Here is a 15,601-nt window from a genome sequence, read left to right on the forward strand (position 1 = left end):
AAAAAATATTGCGCCATACTTCATTGCTGTGAAAGCAAAGGATCTTTACAGCAGATCATTTTGCTTTATCGCGCAGTAGTCCCGACAAAAGCAGGGATTTTATGTATAATTGCGGCCTTTTTCGGCAATCTGCCATTTTTTGGGCGCATTTGCCCCTGCTGACTTTTGAGGAAATCCACATGTCATTACCACACTGCCCACAATGCAACTCCGAATACACTTACGAAGATAACGGCATGTTCATCTGCCCGGAATGCGCTCACGAATGGAACGATGCTGAACCGGCTCAGGACAGCGACGAACTTATCGTTAAAGATGCTAACGGCAACCTGCTGGCCGACGGCGACAGCGTTACCGTAGTGAAAGACCTGAAGGTAAAAGGTAGCTCTTCAATGCTGAAGATTGGTACCAAAGTAAAAAACATTCGTCTGGTGGAAGGCGACCACAACATCGATTGCAAAATCGATGGCTTTGGCCCAATGAAATTGAAATCAGAGTTTGTGAAAAAGAACTGATGCAAATTGCCTGATGGCGCTGCGCTAATCAGGCCTGTGTCAGCTCATCTGCCAGGCGGGAAGCTCATACTTCCCGCCTGGTTTATTTTTGCAGACGCTAACTACACTTAACGGGTTTCTTTTACCTGAGGTAAAGATCATGCCGTTAAGTCCCTATATCTCCTTTGCAGGCAACTGCGCAGACGCCATCGCCTACTACCAAAAAACATTAGGCGCCGAGCTGCTCTACAAAATCAACTTCGGTGAAATGCCCAAATCGGCGCAGGACAGTGAAGAAGGTTGCCCTTCAGGAATGAAATTCCCCGATACCGCTATCGCCCACGCCAACCTGCGCGTTGCGGGCAGCGACATTATGATGAGCGATAGCGCCCCCGATGGAAATGCCCACTACTCTGGCTTCACGCTGGTGCTCGACACGCAAAATGTCGACGAAGGCAAGCGCTGGTTTGATAACCTCGCGGCAAACGGAAAAATCGAAATGGACTGGCAGGAAACCTTCTGGGCCCACGGTTTTGGTAAAGTGAGCGACCAGTATGGCGTACCGTGGATGATCAACGTCGTCAAACAGCAGCAACCTACCGAGTAATCCAACGGGAGGCTTGTCCTCCCGTACTGTCATCAAAAATCGCTCAACTCTTCATTGTTGAGTAACCATCCCTTAACGAAAACGTCACATTGATCCGCCACGATGGGGCCACTTTTTTAGGGAGGCCGCATCATGCAAACGATTATCCGCGTCGAGAAACTCTCCAAATCCTTCAACCAGCATCAGGCGCTCAATGCGGTTGATCTGAGCATCTGTTCCGGTGAGATGGTGGCTCTGCTTGGGCCGTCTGGCTCCGGCAAATCCACCCTTTTACGTCATTTAAGCGGTTTGATCACCGGGGATAAATCGCCCGGTAGCCATGTTGAGCTGTTGGGTCGCACCGTCCAACACGAAGGTCGTCTGGCACGTGATATCCGCCAAAGCCGCGCCCACACCGGCTATATCTTCCAGCAGTTCAATCTGGTTAACCGTCTGACAGTACTGGAGAACGTCCTGATTGGCGCGCTCGGCAGCACGCCATTCTGGCGCACCTGTTTTAGCTGGTTCAGTCAGGAGCAGAAACAGCGCGCGCTCCAGGCGCTGACCCGCGTTGGCATGGCGCACTTTGCGTATCAGCGCGTTTCCACGCTTTCGGGCGGGCAACAGCAGCGCGTCGCTATCGCCCGGGCGCTGATGCAGCAGGCCAAAGTGATCCTGGCCGACGAGCCTATTGCCTCGCTGGACCCGGAATCCGCACGCATCGTAATGGATACCCTGCGCGACATTAATCAGACCGACGGCATCACCGTGGTCGTCACGCTGCACCAGGTGGATTACGCCCTGCGCTATTGCGAACGCATCGTCGCGCTGCGCCAGGGCAATGTCTTCTTTGACGGCAGCAGCCAGCATTTTGATAACGATCGTTTTGACCATCTCTACCGCAGCATGAACCGCGTCGAACAGAACGCGCAGGCTGCCTGACATCCCCACAATGAGGAATGGAAATGAGCTATAAGACAGTTGCCGCGCTGGCCTTTACCAGCATGTTTAGTCTCAGCACCCTGCTCAGCCCGGTCCATGCCGAAGAGCAGGAAAAAGCGCTGAACTTTGGCATTATTTCGACCGAATCACAGCAAAACCTGAAGCCGCAGTGGGAACCGTTCCTGAAGGACATGGAAAAGTCACTGGGCGTGAAAGTGAACGCCTTCTTCGCCCCGGACTACGCCGGGATCATCCAGGGAATGCGCTTTAACAAAGTCGATATCGCCTGGTACGGCAACCTCTCGGCAATGGAAGCGGTGGATCGCGCTAACGGACAAGTGTTTGCCCAGACCGTCGCCGCCGACGGATCCCCGGGGTACTGGAGCGTGTTGATCGTTAACAAAGATAGTCCGATCAACAACCTGAACGATCTGATCGCCAAACGTAAAGATCTGACCTTCGGCAACGGCGATCCCAACTCCACGTCAGGCTTCCTCGTCCCCGGTTACTACGTCTTCGCCAAAAACAACATCTCCGCCAGTGATTTCAAACGCACCGTTAACGCCGGACACGAAACCAACGCGCTGGCCGTCGCCAACAAGCAGGTCGATGTCGCCACCAACAACACCGAAAACCTCGACAAACTGAAAACTTCCGCACCGGAAAAACTGAAAGAGCTGAAGGTGATCTGGAAGTCACCGCTGATCCCGGGCGATCCGATCGTCTGGCGTAAAAACCTCTCCGAAACCACCAAGGACAAGGTGTACGACTTCTTTATGAACTACGGCAAAACGCCGGAACAGAAAACCGTACTTGAACGCCTGGGCTGGGCGCCGTTCCGTGCCTCCAGCGACCTGCAACTGGTGCCAATTCGTCAACTGGCGCTGTTTAAAGAGATGCAGGGCGTGAAGGACAACAAAGGGCTGAACGAGGAACAGAAAGCCAGCAAAACCTCGGCGCTGAAAGCGCAGCTCGACGATCTGGACCGTCTGACCGCCGCGCTGGGCGCTATGACCAGCGTCACCAAAGCGGTGCAGTGATTTGTAGAGCGGATTGTAGGCCGGATAAGCGCAGCGCCATCCGGCCTACCACGCAAAGACACGTACCAACGGAGCTAAACATGCAAACCATCACCGTCGCCCCGCCCAAACGTAGCTGGTTCTCGCTACTGAGCTGGGCCATTCTTCTCGCCGTGCTGGTGGTCTCGTGGAAAGGTGCCGAAATGGCTCCGCTCACGCTGATCCAGGATTCCGGCAATATGGCGACCTTCGCCGCCGACTTCTTCCCGCCGGACTTCAGCCAGTGGCAGGACTATCTCGGTGAAATGGCCGTCACCCTGCAAATCGCCGTCTGGGGTACCGCCCTCGCCGTGGTGCTGTCGATTCCTTTCGGCCTGATGTGCGCCGATAACCTCGTGCCGTGGTGGATTTACCAGCCAATGCGCAGAGCGATGGACGCCTGCCGCGCCATCAACGAAATGGTCTTCGCCATGCTGTTCGTGGTCGCCGTCGGCTTAGGTCCGTTCGCCGGGGTGATGGCGCTGTTTATCCACACTACCGGGGTGCTCTCCAAGCTGCTTTCCGAAGCGGTAGAAGCCATTGAACCGGGCCCGGTAGAAGGTATTCGCGCCACCGGGGCCAACAAAATTGAAGAGATCCTCTACGGCGTTTTGCCGCAGGTGATGCCGCTGCTGATCTCCTACTCGCTGTACCGTTTTGAGTCCAACGTTCGCTCGGCCACGGTGGTCGGCATGGTGGGCGCAGGCGGTATCGGCGTGACCTTATGGGAGGCGATCCGCGGCTTCCAGTTCCAGCAAACCTGCGCCCTGATGGTGTTAATCATCGTCACCGTCAGCCTGCTGGATTTCCTTTCCCAGCGTTTGCGTAAGCACTTTATCTGATTAACGAGGCATTGATTGCTATGCACTTGTCTACACATCCGACCAGTTATCCAACGCGTTATCAGGAAATTGCCGCGAGACTTGAGCAGGAGCTTCGTCAACATTATCGCTGCGGGGACTATCTGCCCGCCGAGCAGCAGCTTGCCGCGCGCTACGAGGTGAATCGCCATACCCTGCGCCGCGCCATTGACCAGTTGGTTGAGCGCGGTTGGGTTCAACGTCGCCAGGGCGTCGGCGTGCTGGTGCTGATGCGCCCGTTTGATTACCCGCTCAATGCCCAGGCGCGTTTCAGTCAGAACCTGCTGGACCAGGGTAGCCACCCCACCAGCGAAAAACTGCTGGCGGTGCTGCGCCCGGCCTCCAGCCATATTGCCGACGCGCTCAGCATTAACGAAGGCGACAACGTTATTCACCTGCGTACTCTGCGCCGGGTTAACGGCATCGCCCTGTGCCAAATCGACCACTATTTTTCCGACCTCACGCTGTGGCCGCTGCTGCAGGGCTTTAACAACGGTTCGTTGCATGACTACTTACGCGAACAGTCCGGTCTGACGCTCCTGCGCACGCAAACGCGCATCAGCGCCCGCCGGGCCCAGGCCAAAGAGAGCAAGGTGCTGGAAATCCCCAACATGGCGCCGCTGCTGTGCGTGCGCACCCTGAACCACCGTGAAGGCGAAGAACAGGCGGCGGAATACTCCGTCAGCCTGACCCGCGCCGACATGATCGAATTCACTATGGAGCACTGAATGCATTTCGATACCGCCACCCGCCAGCGCTGGATGCGCGCGCTGGCTTACAGCAATGCCGATGCGCTGAACGCCCGCATCAACGCGCTCAAACTGACGCCGGACTATGAACTTATCCGCGCACCGGAATGCGGACTGATGCAAATCCAGGCCCGCATGGGCGGTACCGGCAATCGCTTCTTTGCTGGCGACACCACGCTCACCCGCGCGGTGGTGCGCCTGACGAGCGGCACGCTGGGTTACAGCTACCTGCTGGGTCGTAACAAACACCATGCCGAGCAGTGCGCGGTAATTGACGCCCTGCTGCAGGAACACACGCATTTCCAAAGCTTAATGGAAACCTTGATTGTCCCGCTGGAAGCGGAACGCGATGCGCTGATTAGCGCACGCCGTGCCGAAATCAACGCCAGCCGGGTCGACTTCTTCACGCTGGTACGCGGAGATAACGCATGACCTTACAAACCGCTTTTAATTTACCCGTTCAGGATGCGCAGCAGAGCTTTCGTCGTCTGCTGAAAGCCATGAGTGAACCGGGCGTGATCGTCGCCCTGCATCAACTGAAACATGGCTGGCAGCCGCTGGGCCTGGCAACCACCAGCGTGCTGCTGACGCTGGTTGATGGCGACACGCCGGTCTGGCTGGCGCCGTCAATGGATAACGATATTGCCCGGCAGAATCTGCGTTTTCATACCAACGCGCCGCTGGTGGATCAGCCACAGCTGGCGGCATTTGCTGTCGCCGACGAACGCATCAGCAGCGAACAGCTAAACGCCCTCTCCGCCGGTTCCGCCGTCGCGCCAGAGACCAGCGCCACGCTGATTGTTCAGGTCTCTGGCTTAAGCGGCGGACGCATGCTGCGTCTGACCGGCGCCGGTATCGCCGAGGAACGCATGATCGCGCCGCAGCTGCCGGAATGCCTGATTCACGAACTCACCGAACGCCCGCATCCGTTCCCGCTGGGGGTCGATCTGATCCTCACCTGCGGCGAACGCCTGCTGGCTATTCCGCGAACGACTCATGTGGAGGTGTGCTGATGTACGTCGCTGTCAAAGGGGGCGAAAAGGCGATAGCCAGCGCCCACGCCCTGCAGGAAAACCGACGCCGGGGCGAGGAGACCATTGCCGAACTGAGCGTCGCGCAAATCGAACAGCAGATGAACCTGGCGGTCGATCGGGTGATGACCGAAGGCGGCATCGCCGACCGCGAACTGGCGGCGCTGGCGCTAAAACAGGCCAGCGGCGATAACGTCGAAGCCATCTTTTTGCTGCGCGCCTATCGCACGACGTTGGCAAAGGTGGCAGTCAGCGAACCGATAAACAGTGCGGAAATGCGCCTTGAACGCCGAATCTCCGCGGTCTACAAGGACATTCCCGGCGGGCAACTGTTAGGTCCAACCTACGATTACACCCATCGCCTGCTGGATTTTACCCTGCTGGCCAATGGTGAAACGCCGCCGCTGCGCTGCGCGGATAACACGCAGGATGCCTCCCCGCACGTCTTTTCCCTGCTGGCAAACCAGGGGCTGGCAAAACGCGAAGAAGATAACGGCGACGCACCCGACGATATCACTCGCACGCCGCCGGTTTACCCGTGCTCACGTGCCTCACGCCTGCAACAGCTGATGCGCGGCGACGAGGGCTATCTGTTGGCACTGGCCTACTCCACCCAACGCGGTTACGGACGCAACCACCCGTTTGCCGCCGAGATCCGCAGCGGCTACGTCGCACTGGAAACCGTACCGAAAGAGCTGGGATTTGCGGTGAACGTCGGCGAACTGCTGATGACGGAGTGTGAAATGGTCAACGGCTTTGTCGCGCCAGAGAACGAATCTCCCCATTTTACCCGCGGCTACGGGCTGGTGTTCGGCATGAGCGAACGTAAAGCGATGGCGATGGCGCTGGTGGACCGTGCCTTACAGGCGGCCGAATACGATGAAACGGTCACGGGACCGGCGCAGGACGAAGAGTTCGTGCTGGCACATGCGGATAACGTCGAAGCGGCGGGTTTTGTATCGCACCTCAAGCTCCCCCATTACGTCGATTTCCAGGCCGAACTGGAACTGCTCAAACGCCTGCAACAGGAGGCCGCCCGTGACCGCTAACCTCTCCGGCTACAACTTTGCGTATCTTGATGAACAGACCAAACGCATGATCCGCCGCGCCATTCTGAAAGCGGTAGCCATCCCCGGCTATCAGGTCCCATTTGGCGGACGTGAAATGCCGATGCCCTACGGCTGGGGCACGGGCGGCATTCAGCTTACCGCCAGCGTGATTGGCGAACCGGACGTGCTGAAGGTGATTGACCAGGGCGCGGACGACACCACCAACGCGGTGTCGATCCGCAACTTCTTCAAACGCGTGACGGGCGTGGCGACGACGGAACGTACCGAAGACGCCACGCTGATCCAGACCCGCCACCGCATCCCGGAAACACCCTTGGTGGAAGATCAGATAATCATCTTCCAGGTGCCAATCCCCGAGCCGCTGCGCTTTATTGAACCGCGTGAAACGGAAACCCGCACCATGCACGCGCTGGAAGAGTACGGCATCATGCAGGTGAAACTGTATGAAGATATCGCCCGCTTCGGCCATATCGCCACGACCTACGCCTATCCGGTGAAGGTCAATAACCGCTACGTCATGGACCCATCGCCCATCCCGAAATTCGACAATCCGAAGATGGACATGATGCCGGCCCTGCAACTGTTTGGCGCTGGTCGTGAAAAGCGCATCTATGCCGTTCCACCTTACACCCGCGTGGAAAGCCTCGATTTCGACGATCACCCGTTTACCGTGCAGAGCTGGGATGAGCCTTGCGCCATCTGCGGCTCTACCCACAGCTATCTCGATGAAGTGGTGCTCGATGACACCGGCAAACGCATGTTTGTCTGTTCCGACACCGACTACTGCCGCCAACAGAGTGAGGCTCTCAGCAAATGACGCAACCGCTGCTTTCAGTCAACAACCTGACTCATCTCTACGCGCCGGGCAAAGGCTTCAGCGACGTCTCGTTTGACCTGTGGCCTGGCGAAGTGCTGGGTATCGTCGGCGAGTCCGGTTCCGGCAAAACCACTCTGCTGAAATCAATCTCTTCACGTCTGACGCCACAGAACGGTGAAATTTTGTATCAGAACCGTTCGTTGTACGACATGAACGAGGCCGACCGCCGCCGTCTGCTGCGCACCGAGTGGGGCGTGGTGCATCAGCATCCGCTGGATGGCCTGCGCCGTCAGGTTTCCGCAGGCGGCAATATCGGCGAACGCCTGATGGCCACCGGCGCGCGCCACTATGGCGACATTCGCGCCACGGCGCAGCGTTGGCTGGAGGAGGTGGAGATCCCCGCCTCACGTATCGACGACCTGCCGACCACCTTCTCCGGCGGCATGCAGCAACGCCTGCAGATCGCCCGTAACCTCGTCACCCACCCGAAGCTGGTGTTTATGGATGAACCGACCGGCGGGCTGGACGTGTCGGTACAGGCCAAACTGCTGGATCTGCTGCGCGGCCTGGTGGTGGAACTGGATCTGGCGGTGGTGATTGTCACCCACGATCTGGGCGTGGCGCGTCTGCTGGCGGACCGTTTGCTGGTGATGAAACAGGGTCAGGTGGTGGAAAGTGGGTTAACCGACCGCGTGCTCGACGATCCGCATCATCCGTATACCCAGTTATTGGTGTCGTCCGTATTGCAGAACTGATTTTTTGTTGTGCCCGATGGCGCTGCGCTGATCGGGCCTACCTGGATCGCACTTTTGTAGGCCGGATAAGGCGCAGCCGCCATCCGGCAAAAAATCTCGAGGCAAAAATGATTCGCGTTGAAAATGTCAGTAAAACCTTCGTGCTCCACCAGCAAAACGGCGTACGTCTGCCAGTGCTGCAAAACGCCACTCTGGCAGTGAAAAGCGGCGAATGCGTGGTGCTGCACGGTCACTCGGGCAGCGGTAAATCCACGTTGCTGCGTTCGCTGTACGCCAACTACCTGCCGGATGAAGGGCACATCCACATTCGCCACAGCGATGAATGGGTCGATCTGGTGCAGGCCCCGGCGCGCAAAGTGCTGGAAGTTCGCCGTTCAACCATCGGCTGGGTAAGTCAGTTTCTGCGCGTGATCCCCCGTGTCTGCGCCCTGGATGTGGTGATGCAACCGCTGCTGGATCTCGGCGTATCACGTGAAGAATGCGCCGCAAAAGCCGCCAGCCTGTTAACGCGTCTCAACGTACCGGAACGCCTGTGGCACCTGGCGCCATCGACCTTTTCCGGTGGTGAACAGCAGCGCGTCAACATCGCCCGTGGGTTTATCGTCGATTACCCTATTCTGCTGCTTGATGAGCCGACCGCCTCACTGGACGCCAAAAACAGCGCTGCCGTAGTGGCGCTGATCGAAGAAGCGAAGGCCCGCGGCGCAGCCATTGTCGGTATTTTTCACGATCAAACCGTGCGCGACCGCGTAGCGGACCGTCTGCACCTGATGGGAACAACAGCATGATTATCAACAATGTAAAGCTGGTTCTGGAAGATGACGTGGTGCAAGGATCGCTGGAAATTGCGGGCGGGGTTATTCGCGCCTTTGCCGAAACCCAGAGCCGTCTACCAGAGGCTTTAGACGGCGAAGGCGGCTGGCTGCTGCCAGGGTTGATTGAGCTGCATACCGATAATCTGGATAAATTCTTCACCCCGCGCCCGAAGGTCGACTGGCCTGCCCACTCGGCGATGAGCAGCCATGACGCGCTAATGGTCGCCAGCGGCATTACTACCGTGCTGGACGCGGTGGCGATTGGCGACGTACGCGACGGCGGTGATCGGCTGGAAAATCTGGAGAAGATGATCAACGCCGTGGAAGAGACGCAAAAACGCGGGGTCAATCGCGCCGAACACCGCCTGCATCTGCGCTGCGAACTGCCGCACCACACCACCCTGCCACTGTTTGAAAAACTGGTCGGGCGCGAGCCGGTGACGCTGGTTTCACTGATGGATCATTCGCCGGGCCAGCGCCAGTTCGCCAATCGAGAAAAGTACCGCGAGTATTATCAGGGCAAGTATTCGCTCACCGACGAGCAGATGGCCCGCTATGAAGAAGAACAGTTGGCCCTCGCCGCACGCTGGTCGCAGCCCAATCGTAACGCCATCGCCCAGCTTTGCCGCGAACGTAATATCGCGCTGGCGAGCCATGACGATGCCACCAGCGAACATGTGCTGGAATCGCACCAACTTGGCAGCGTAATCGCCGAATTTCCTACCACTTTCGCGGCGGCTGAAGCCTCGCGCCAGCACGGAATGAACGTGCTGATGGGCGCGCCAAACATCGTGCGCGGAGGGTCTCATTCCGGCAATGTGGCGGCGCATAAGCTGGCTGAGCTGGGGTTACTGGATATTCTCTCCTCCGATTACTACCCCGCCAGCCTGCTCGACGCGGCATTTCGCGTAGCGGATGACGACGCCAACCGCTTTACGCTGCCGCAGGCGATTCGTCTGGTGACCCGCAATCCGGCGCAGGCATTGAATCTCGACGATCGCGGCGTTGTTGCCGAAGGTAAACGGGCGGATCTGGTGCTGGCACATCGCAAAGGCGGCAACATCCATATCGACCACGTCTGGCGTCAGGGCAAAAGGGTATTCTGACTATGGGGAAACTGATCTGGCTGATGGGGCCATCCGGCTCTGGTAAGGACAGTCTGCTGGCGGAACTCCGGCTGCAGGAACCCGCGCAACTGCTGGTGGCGCATCGATACATCACCCGTGCCGCTAACGCCGGGAATGAAAATCATATTGCGCTGAGTGAACAAGAATTTTTTACCCGCGCCGGGCAGAATCTGCTGGCGCTGAGCTGGCATGCCAACGGCTTCTACTACGGCGTCGGCGTGGAGATTGACCTCTGGTTGCACGCCGGTTTTGATGTGGTGGTCAACGGATCGCGCGCCCATCTGCCCCAGGCGCAGGCTCGTTATGGCGCGTCGTTACTTCCTATTTGCTTACAGGTTTCCCCGGCGATTCTACGCCAGCGTCTGCAGGCGCGTGGGCGGGAGAGTGAAACGGAAATCGCCGCCCGCCTTGAACGCGCGGCACGCTACGCGCCGTATGACTGCCACGTCCTCAACAATGATGGCAGTTTGCTACAGTCTGTCGATACACTGCTCGCACTGATGGGACGCAAGGAGAAGAAACATGTCTGTCTGTGAATTACGCCGCGCCACGCTCTACGATACCGATGCGGTTTACGCGCTTATCTGTGAACTCAAGCAGGGACAATTCGATCGCCAGGCCTTTAGCGCCGGATACGCCGCGAATCTGCAAGATCCTAATATGCACTACCAATTGGCGCTGCTCGACGGAGAAGTCGTCGGCTTGATCGGTCTGCACCTGCAGTTTCATCTGCACCACGCCAACTGGATTGGCGAGATTCAGGAACTGGTGGTGATGCCACAGGCGCGAGGATTAACGGTAGGCAGTCAGCTACTGGCCTGGGCCGAAGCCACCGCGCGCGAAGCAGGCGCAGAAATGACCGAGCTTTCCACCAGCACCCAGCGCCTTAACGCGCACCGTTTCTACCAGCGCGAAGGCTATACCCAGAGCCATTTTCGCTTCACCAAACCGTTGTAGGGGGAGTCATGAGTCTGACCATTACGCTGACGGGAACCGGCGGCGCGCAGTTGGTGCCGGCATTTGGCTGCGACTGCGCGGCCTGTCAGCGGGCGCGCTTACAGGCGCAATACCGTCGACGCCCCTGTAGCGGGGTGGTCAAATTCAATCATGCGGTAACCCTGCTGGACGCGGGGATCCCGCATCTGATGGACGACTGGCCAGCGGGCAGCTTTCAGCAGTTTCTGCTGACCCACTATCATATGGATCATGTGCAAGGACTGTTTCCGTTGCGCTGGGGCGTGGGGGCGAGCATCCCGGTGTACGGCCCACCGGATGAGCAGGGTTGCGACGATCTGTTTAAGCATCCCGGTATTCTCGATTTTAGCCATACCGTTGCGCCGTTCGTGGTATTTGACCTGCAAGGGTTGCAGGTGACGCCGCTGCCGCTCAACCATTCAAAGCTGACGTTTGGCTATTTGTTCGAGACCGCGCACAGCCGGGTGGCGTGGTTCTCCGACACCGCCGGGCTTCCCGATAAGACGCTGAAGTTTCTCCACAATAACCCACCGCAGGTGATTATCATCGACTGCAGCCATGCCCCGCGCGCCGAACCGCCGCGCAATCATTGCGATCTCAATACCGTCATCGCGCTGAACGAGGTTATCCGCTGTCCAAGGGTTATCCTGACGCATATCAGCCATCAGTTTGATCTGTGGCTGATGGAAAATCCGCTGCCGACAGGCATCGAAGTAGGATATGACGGGATGGAGATTGTGCTGGATTAGCGAGATTTGCCGGACGCGGTGAAATACCTGCTCCGGCCTATAAGCAGCCTATCAGGCGACTTTCTTAGTGGCGACATTTCGCTGCGCGACAAAGTCTTTAACAGACATAATACGGTTCAGTTCTTCTTGCGCCCGCATATCATTTTCAACTTCCCACAAGTCAACCGCCGACTGTAGGTTACGCCAGAAATCAACGGAGGTATCAAACGCTTTCGCCAGGCGAAATGCCATATCCGTTGTTAATTTGCGATTATTATTGACCAGCGCGCTCACCGTATTGCGGTGAACATGCAGTATTTCAGCTAGATCGTTAATTTTCAGATCGAGCGGCTCCAGGTATTCATATTGCAGGACATCACCCACAGTAGTTGGTTTTCTGGTTGCCTGTTTCATATCGTTACCTTACATTTTTTCTAGTAGATGTGTGGGTCTAAGTACACATCTTCGGCCTTACCGTTAACCCATTAAAATATTAATCGGTACTGCTTATTTACTCTTATTGAAGAATATTCCTGTAACTTTCCGGTTAACTCTTCATATCTATTCCCTGGCGGCGAGCGCAAATCCCGATGCGAAACCGCCGCATTGATGATATCCAGCTTTCTGGCTAATGCGGTGTGAATATCCGCGGGTATTTTTCTGTGCGGTGTTGCCCGCTCAAAAAAATCTTCAACCATGTATCCCGAAAATTTCTGATATTTAATGATTTAGACATTCCATTGCCAACACCTTTTGCATAAGCATAAAGAGATTGTAGTGCATAGACGCACTGTGCTCAAGTGCATTGATTAACATTAAGTTGATGTGTTGGGCTCAATGGTAACTTTCATACCGGAAGTAAAATTATCACGCATATTGGGGAGTTAGATGCTAACGATCGTAATCCTCTTCCATTCTGCGTTCTTCGTCTTCTAACTGACGTCGTTCCTGATCAAGCTGACGCTGACGGTCATCCAGTTGGCGACGTCGGTCTTCAAACTGGCGACGGCGATTATCATACTGCCTGCGCCGATCGTCACTCATCTGACGCTGCCAGCTTTCATCACGAGCGTCATCATAATCCCGCCCGTTGTCCGGTTTGTATGCGTCGTTAATCGCCTGCTGAATATTGCCGATGGCATCATCGATAATATCCGCCTGCGCCGAAACGGTGGTCATCATCAGCAGAGAGAAAAGTAAGAATGTCGCGGAGCGTTGCATAAAACCAGCCTCATCGAGAAACTCGCCCCACGGTAATCAAAGCGAATTTGCGCGGGTAGCGGAGGAATCTCAATTACGCGAATGCCGCAGCGCTTGCGCCAGTTCTGTGCGGGTAAAGGGTTTACGCAATAACGCCACATCCGGCAGCGCCGGGTTATGGGCCGGACGCAAATCCTGACCGCTCATCAGCAGGATGTTCAGCTGCGGATAATGTGCCTGGGCATGATTAACCACATCCACGCCGCTTAAACCACCGGGCAGCATGACGTCGCTGATAAAAATATCAATCTCGGATGAAGCCGTCAGCATATGCATCGCCTGTTCCCCGTTGGCGGCTTCTAATGTCAGGTAGCCCAGCAGGTGTAATTGCTCACACAACGTCTGGCGCACATCAGCCTCGTCCTCAAGCACCAGCACCAGTTTTTCGCCACTATTAGCCGCGTGTTCCGCTATCGGTTCTGCCTCAGCCTGTACCGGTACTACGGCGCGAGGAAGCTGCAACCTGACCGTCGTTCCCTGCCCGGGAGCGCTTTCAATCTCCACACGTCCACCGGACTGACGTACAAAGCCGTAGACCATTGATAACCCCAGCCCGCTGCCGCTGCCGGTCTGTTTGGTGGTGAAAAACGGTTCAAAGACCTGAGCTTTCACCTCCTGCGACATCCCGCAGCCCTGGTCGGCGACCTCCAGCATCACCATATCCTGCTTACGCCCATCGCTGCGCGTGACCCGTTGGTTCCAGGTACGGATTTTAATCGTGCCCGCCTGCCCGTCCATGGCGTCACGGGCGTTCATCACCAGATTGATAATGGCATTTTCCAGTTGGCTGACGTCAATCCACGCGGGCCAGGCGGGAGACTGGGCTTCAATCTCCAGCGTCAGCGTGGCCGGGAGCGAATGACGCATCAGTTCGCCCAGGTTTTCTAGCAGCGTTTTCAGCTCCACCGCGTGGGGATGCAAAGATTGCTTGCGCGAAAAGGCCAGTAGCCGCTGGGTAAGTAGCGCCCCGCGCTCGGCGGCTTTAAGCGCTCGATTGACCCGCGGCGCATCGGGTGAGTCTGGGTTCACCAGATCCAGACTGCCAATAATCACCGCCAGCAGGTTATTGAAATCATGCGCTAATCCGCCCGTCAGTTGCCCCACCGCCTTCAGCTTTTGGCTGTGCAGCAGCGCCTCTTCCAGTTCCTGGCGCTCGGTGCGGTCGATTTCCATTTGGCTGGTTTTTTCTTTAAGTAATCGGGTGGTGTGCTCCAGCGAAGCGGTATTACGGGCAAAGACACTAAAAGCGCGGGCCAGTTCGCCCAGCTCATCGCGCCGCTGCAGGGCCGGAACGCTGACGTCCGATTCACCGTGCGCCAGCCGGGTCATCGCCTGCGAAATTGCCGTCAGGTTAGAGCCGAGGTTGCGATAGATATACCAACCGGCAAAACCGGTAATCACTACGGCCAGCAACGCAAACACCATAATAAACAACGCGCCGGATTGCAGTTCCTGATGGCTTTGCGCCACCCGCTGCTCAGAAATCAGCGCCACCTGCGAGGCATATTGATTGATATCGCTATTAAGGATCGCCACCAGCGCTTTGATATGAAACATATACCAGTTGATCGCCAGATCGCTCTGCTCCAGCGCGGAAGAAAGCGGCTCCAGCTTATGCAGTTCCTGATTGAAATCGTTGAGGATTCTGCTTATCAACGGGCTGGAGTGATGTAAAGGCAGCGCGGTCATCACGCTGTCGAGTTGTTTCACTACCGATCGCGGCGTGGGAGTCTCAATGGCGGCAACGATCAAACGGTCTATTTGCCCCAGCAGCATGTCATCCTGCGCGCCGGTAAGCGTTTGCAGATGGCGCAAATAGCTTTGATTCTGATACAGCGAACTGAGCAGCGCGTTACGTTCCAGATGCCGCCGCTGTCCGCGCTGCAACATACCTTCCACACTGCTTTGTAACTCATTGCTGCGCTGGATAATACGCTCGACCAGCACCGGCTCCTGCTGCGCCAGCGGGGCGCCAGCCAGTTGTTGCAGCGAATGCTTCAACGCCCGCTGGGTCTCCTGCAACCGCTCCGCTTCACCTTTGTATTCCAGCGCGCCGACAACCTGCGACAGTCGCACCGCCGCCGTTGCTACGTTCGCCGTATCACGCGCCAGGTTCATGCTGCCGGTCATGTCATCAACGGTTTGCTGCTGTACCTGCTCCTGAATTTGACTGGCATGCTGAAACCCCAGCACCGCCACGCCGCTCACCATCAGCGTGACCGCCACCACCAGCAGATTGAAGAACAGTAATCGTCCGCGCGCACTGGCGAAAAAGTGACGTCCCGGTTGCGGCATATCACGCTCCGTGAAGAAAAATCGCAATATGACAAATAT

19 protein-coding genes and 1 pseudogene are annotated in these 15,601 nt (G+C 57.0%); 16 read left to right on the plus strand and 4 right to left on the minus strand.

The genetic code is table 11. From position 1 onward, the window contains the following. Positions 1 to 179: 179 nt before the first annotated feature. The 16 genes from OGV69_RS00735 to phnP all read left to right on the plus strand — a co-directional run bounded on the left by OGV69_RS00735 (position 180) and on the right by phnP (position 12,028). Entirely contained in the window at positions 180 to 515 is a 336-nt protein-coding gene (locus OGV69_RS00735; protein ID WP_003031835.1) for a zinc ribbon domain-containing protein YjdM, read from the plus strand. 139 nt (positions 516 to 654) lie between these two features. Beyond that, positions 655 to 1,101 carry a VOC family metalloprotein YjdN gene (gene yjdN, locus OGV69_RS00740; RefSeq protein WP_038636411.1) on the plus strand — a complete coding sequence of 149 codons (447 nt, stop codon included), beginning with the start codon at positions 655 to 657 and terminating at the stop codon, positions 1,099 to 1,101. A 132-nt stretch (positions 1,102 to 1,233) separates the two neighbouring features. Then, the gene (gene phnC, locus OGV69_RS00745; RefSeq protein WP_038636408.1) at positions 1,234 to 2,022 is read left to right on the plus strand and encodes a phosphonate ABC transporter ATP-binding protein; all 789 of its coding nucleotides are present in this window, start codon (positions 1,234 to 1,236) and stop codon (positions 2,020 to 2,022) included. A gap of 23 nt (positions 2,023 to 2,045) precedes the next feature. Next, positions 2,046 to 3,062: a phosphonate ABC transporter substrate-binding protein gene (gene phnD / locus OGV69_RS00750; RefSeq protein ID WP_038636405.1), complete on the plus strand. Its 1,017-nt coding sequence runs from the start codon at positions 2,046 to 2,048 to the stop codon at positions 3,060 to 3,062. Positions 3,063 to 3,142: 80 nt separating this feature from the next. Then, positions 3,143 to 3,922: a phosphonate ABC transporter, permease protein PhnE gene (phnE, locus tag OGV69_RS00755; RefSeq protein ID WP_038636402.1), complete on the plus strand. Its 780-nt coding sequence runs from the start codon at positions 3,143 to 3,145 to the stop codon at positions 3,920 to 3,922. 20 nt (positions 3,923 to 3,942) lie between these two features. Further along, positions 3,943 to 4,668 (plus strand): phosphonate metabolism transcriptional regulator PhnF, encoded by a 726-nt coding sequence (gene phnF / locus OGV69_RS00760; protein WP_069325133.1) that lies wholly within the window; start codon positions 3,943 to 3,945, stop codon positions 4,666 to 4,668. Then, positions 4,669 to 5,121: a phosphonate C-P lyase system protein PhnG gene (gene phnG / locus OGV69_RS00765; RefSeq protein WP_069325132.1), complete on the plus strand. Its 453-nt coding sequence runs from the start codon at positions 4,669 to 4,671 to the stop codon at positions 5,119 to 5,121. Then, positions 5,118 to 5,702 carry a phosphonate C-P lyase system protein PhnH gene (phnH, locus tag OGV69_RS00770; protein ID WP_003031824.1) on the plus strand — a complete coding sequence of 195 codons (585 nt, stop codon included), beginning with the start codon at positions 5,118 to 5,120 and terminating at the stop codon, positions 5,700 to 5,702. The genes phnG and phnH overlap by 4 nt, the downstream gene beginning before the upstream one ends. Next, positions 5,702 to 6,769, plus strand: coding sequence for a carbon-phosphorus lyase complex subunit (locus tag OGV69_RS00775; protein ID WP_069325131.1), 1,068 nt, complete (start codon positions 5,702 to 5,704; stop codon positions 6,767 to 6,769). Before phnH ends, OGV69_RS00775 begins: the two co-directional genes overlap by 1 nt. 46 nt (positions 6,770 to 6,815) lie before the next feature. Next, on the plus strand, positions 6,816 to 7,607 hold the full coding sequence (phnJ, locus tag OGV69_RS00780) for an alpha-D-ribose 1-methylphosphonate 5-phosphate C-P-lyase PhnJ (protein WP_230592289.1): 792 nt from the start codon (positions 6,816 to 6,818) through the stop codon (positions 7,605 to 7,607). Next, positions 7,604 to 8,362 (plus strand): phosphonate C-P lyase system protein PhnK, encoded by a 759-nt coding sequence (gene phnK / locus OGV69_RS00785; RefSeq protein WP_038636380.1) that lies wholly within the window; start codon positions 7,604 to 7,606, stop codon positions 8,360 to 8,362. The genes phnJ and phnK overlap by 4 nt, the downstream gene beginning before the upstream one ends. A 107-nt stretch (positions 8,363 to 8,469) precedes the next feature. Then, positions 8,470 to 9,150 (plus strand): phosphonate C-P lyase system protein PhnL, encoded by a 681-nt coding sequence (phnL, locus tag OGV69_RS00790; protein ID WP_069325130.1) that lies wholly within the window; start codon positions 8,470 to 8,472, stop codon positions 9,148 to 9,150. Next, complete coding sequence (phnM, locus tag OGV69_RS00795; RefSeq protein ID WP_069325129.1) at positions 9,147 to 10,283, plus strand: alpha-D-ribose 1-methylphosphonate 5-triphosphate diphosphatase; 1,137 nt, start codon at positions 9,147 to 9,149, stop codon at positions 10,281 to 10,283. The genes phnL and phnM overlap by 4 nt, the downstream gene beginning before the upstream one ends. Positions 10,284 to 10,285: 2 nt before the next feature. Next, positions 10,286 to 10,840 carry a ribose 1,5-bisphosphokinase gene (gene phnN / locus OGV69_RS00800; protein WP_038636371.1) on the plus strand — a complete coding sequence of 185 codons (555 nt, stop codon included), beginning with the start codon at positions 10,286 to 10,288 and terminating at the stop codon, positions 10,838 to 10,840. Continuing rightward, positions 10,827 to 11,261, plus strand: coding sequence for an aminoalkylphosphonate N-acetyltransferase (phnO, locus tag OGV69_RS00805; protein ID WP_069325128.1), 435 nt, complete (start codon positions 10,827 to 10,829; stop codon positions 11,259 to 11,261). The genes phnN and phnO overlap by 14 nt, the downstream gene beginning before the upstream one ends. 8 nt (positions 11,262 to 11,269) lie before the next feature. After that, on the plus strand, positions 11,270 to 12,028 hold the full coding sequence (phnP, locus tag OGV69_RS00810) for a phosphonate metabolism protein PhnP (RefSeq protein ID WP_069325127.1): 759 nt from the start codon (positions 11,270 to 11,272) through the stop codon (positions 12,026 to 12,028). Between the two features lie 51 nt (positions 12,029 to 12,079). Here the strand turns inward: phnP and OGV69_RS00815 are convergent, their stop codons facing one another. The 4 genes and pseudogenes from OGV69_RS00815 to OGV69_RS00830 form a co-directional block, all read right to left on the minus strand. Further along, positions 12,080 to 12,421: a HigA family addiction module antitoxin gene (locus tag OGV69_RS00815; RefSeq protein ID WP_038636361.1), complete on the minus strand. Its 342-nt coding sequence runs from the start codon at positions 12,419 to 12,421 to the stop codon at positions 12,080 to 12,082. Positions 12,422 to 12,492: 71 nt separating this feature from the next. Beyond that, positions 12,493 to 12,743: pseudogene (locus tag OGV69_RS00820) on the minus strand (type II toxin-antitoxin system RelE/ParE family toxin). A 155-nt stretch (positions 12,744 to 12,898) separates the two neighbouring features. Then, complete coding sequence (yjdP, locus tag OGV69_RS00825) at positions 12,899 to 13,228, minus strand: DDRRRQL repeat protein YjdP (protein ID WP_069325126.1); 330 nt, start codon at positions 13,226 to 13,228, stop codon at positions 12,899 to 12,901. Positions 13,229 to 13,297: 69 nt separating this feature from the next. Continuing rightward, positions 13,298 to 15,562: a hybrid sensor histidine kinase/response regulator gene (locus OGV69_RS00830; protein ID WP_069325125.1), complete on the minus strand. Its 2,265-nt coding sequence runs from the start codon at positions 15,560 to 15,562 to the stop codon at positions 13,298 to 13,300. Between the last annotated feature and the right edge of the window lie 39 nt (positions 15,563 to 15,601).

Source organism: Citrobacter sp. Cc139, from assembly GCF_030334645.1.
Taxonomy (GTDB): domain Bacteria; phylum Pseudomonadota; class Gammaproteobacteria; order Enterobacterales; family Enterobacteriaceae; genus Citrobacter; species Citrobacter werkmanii.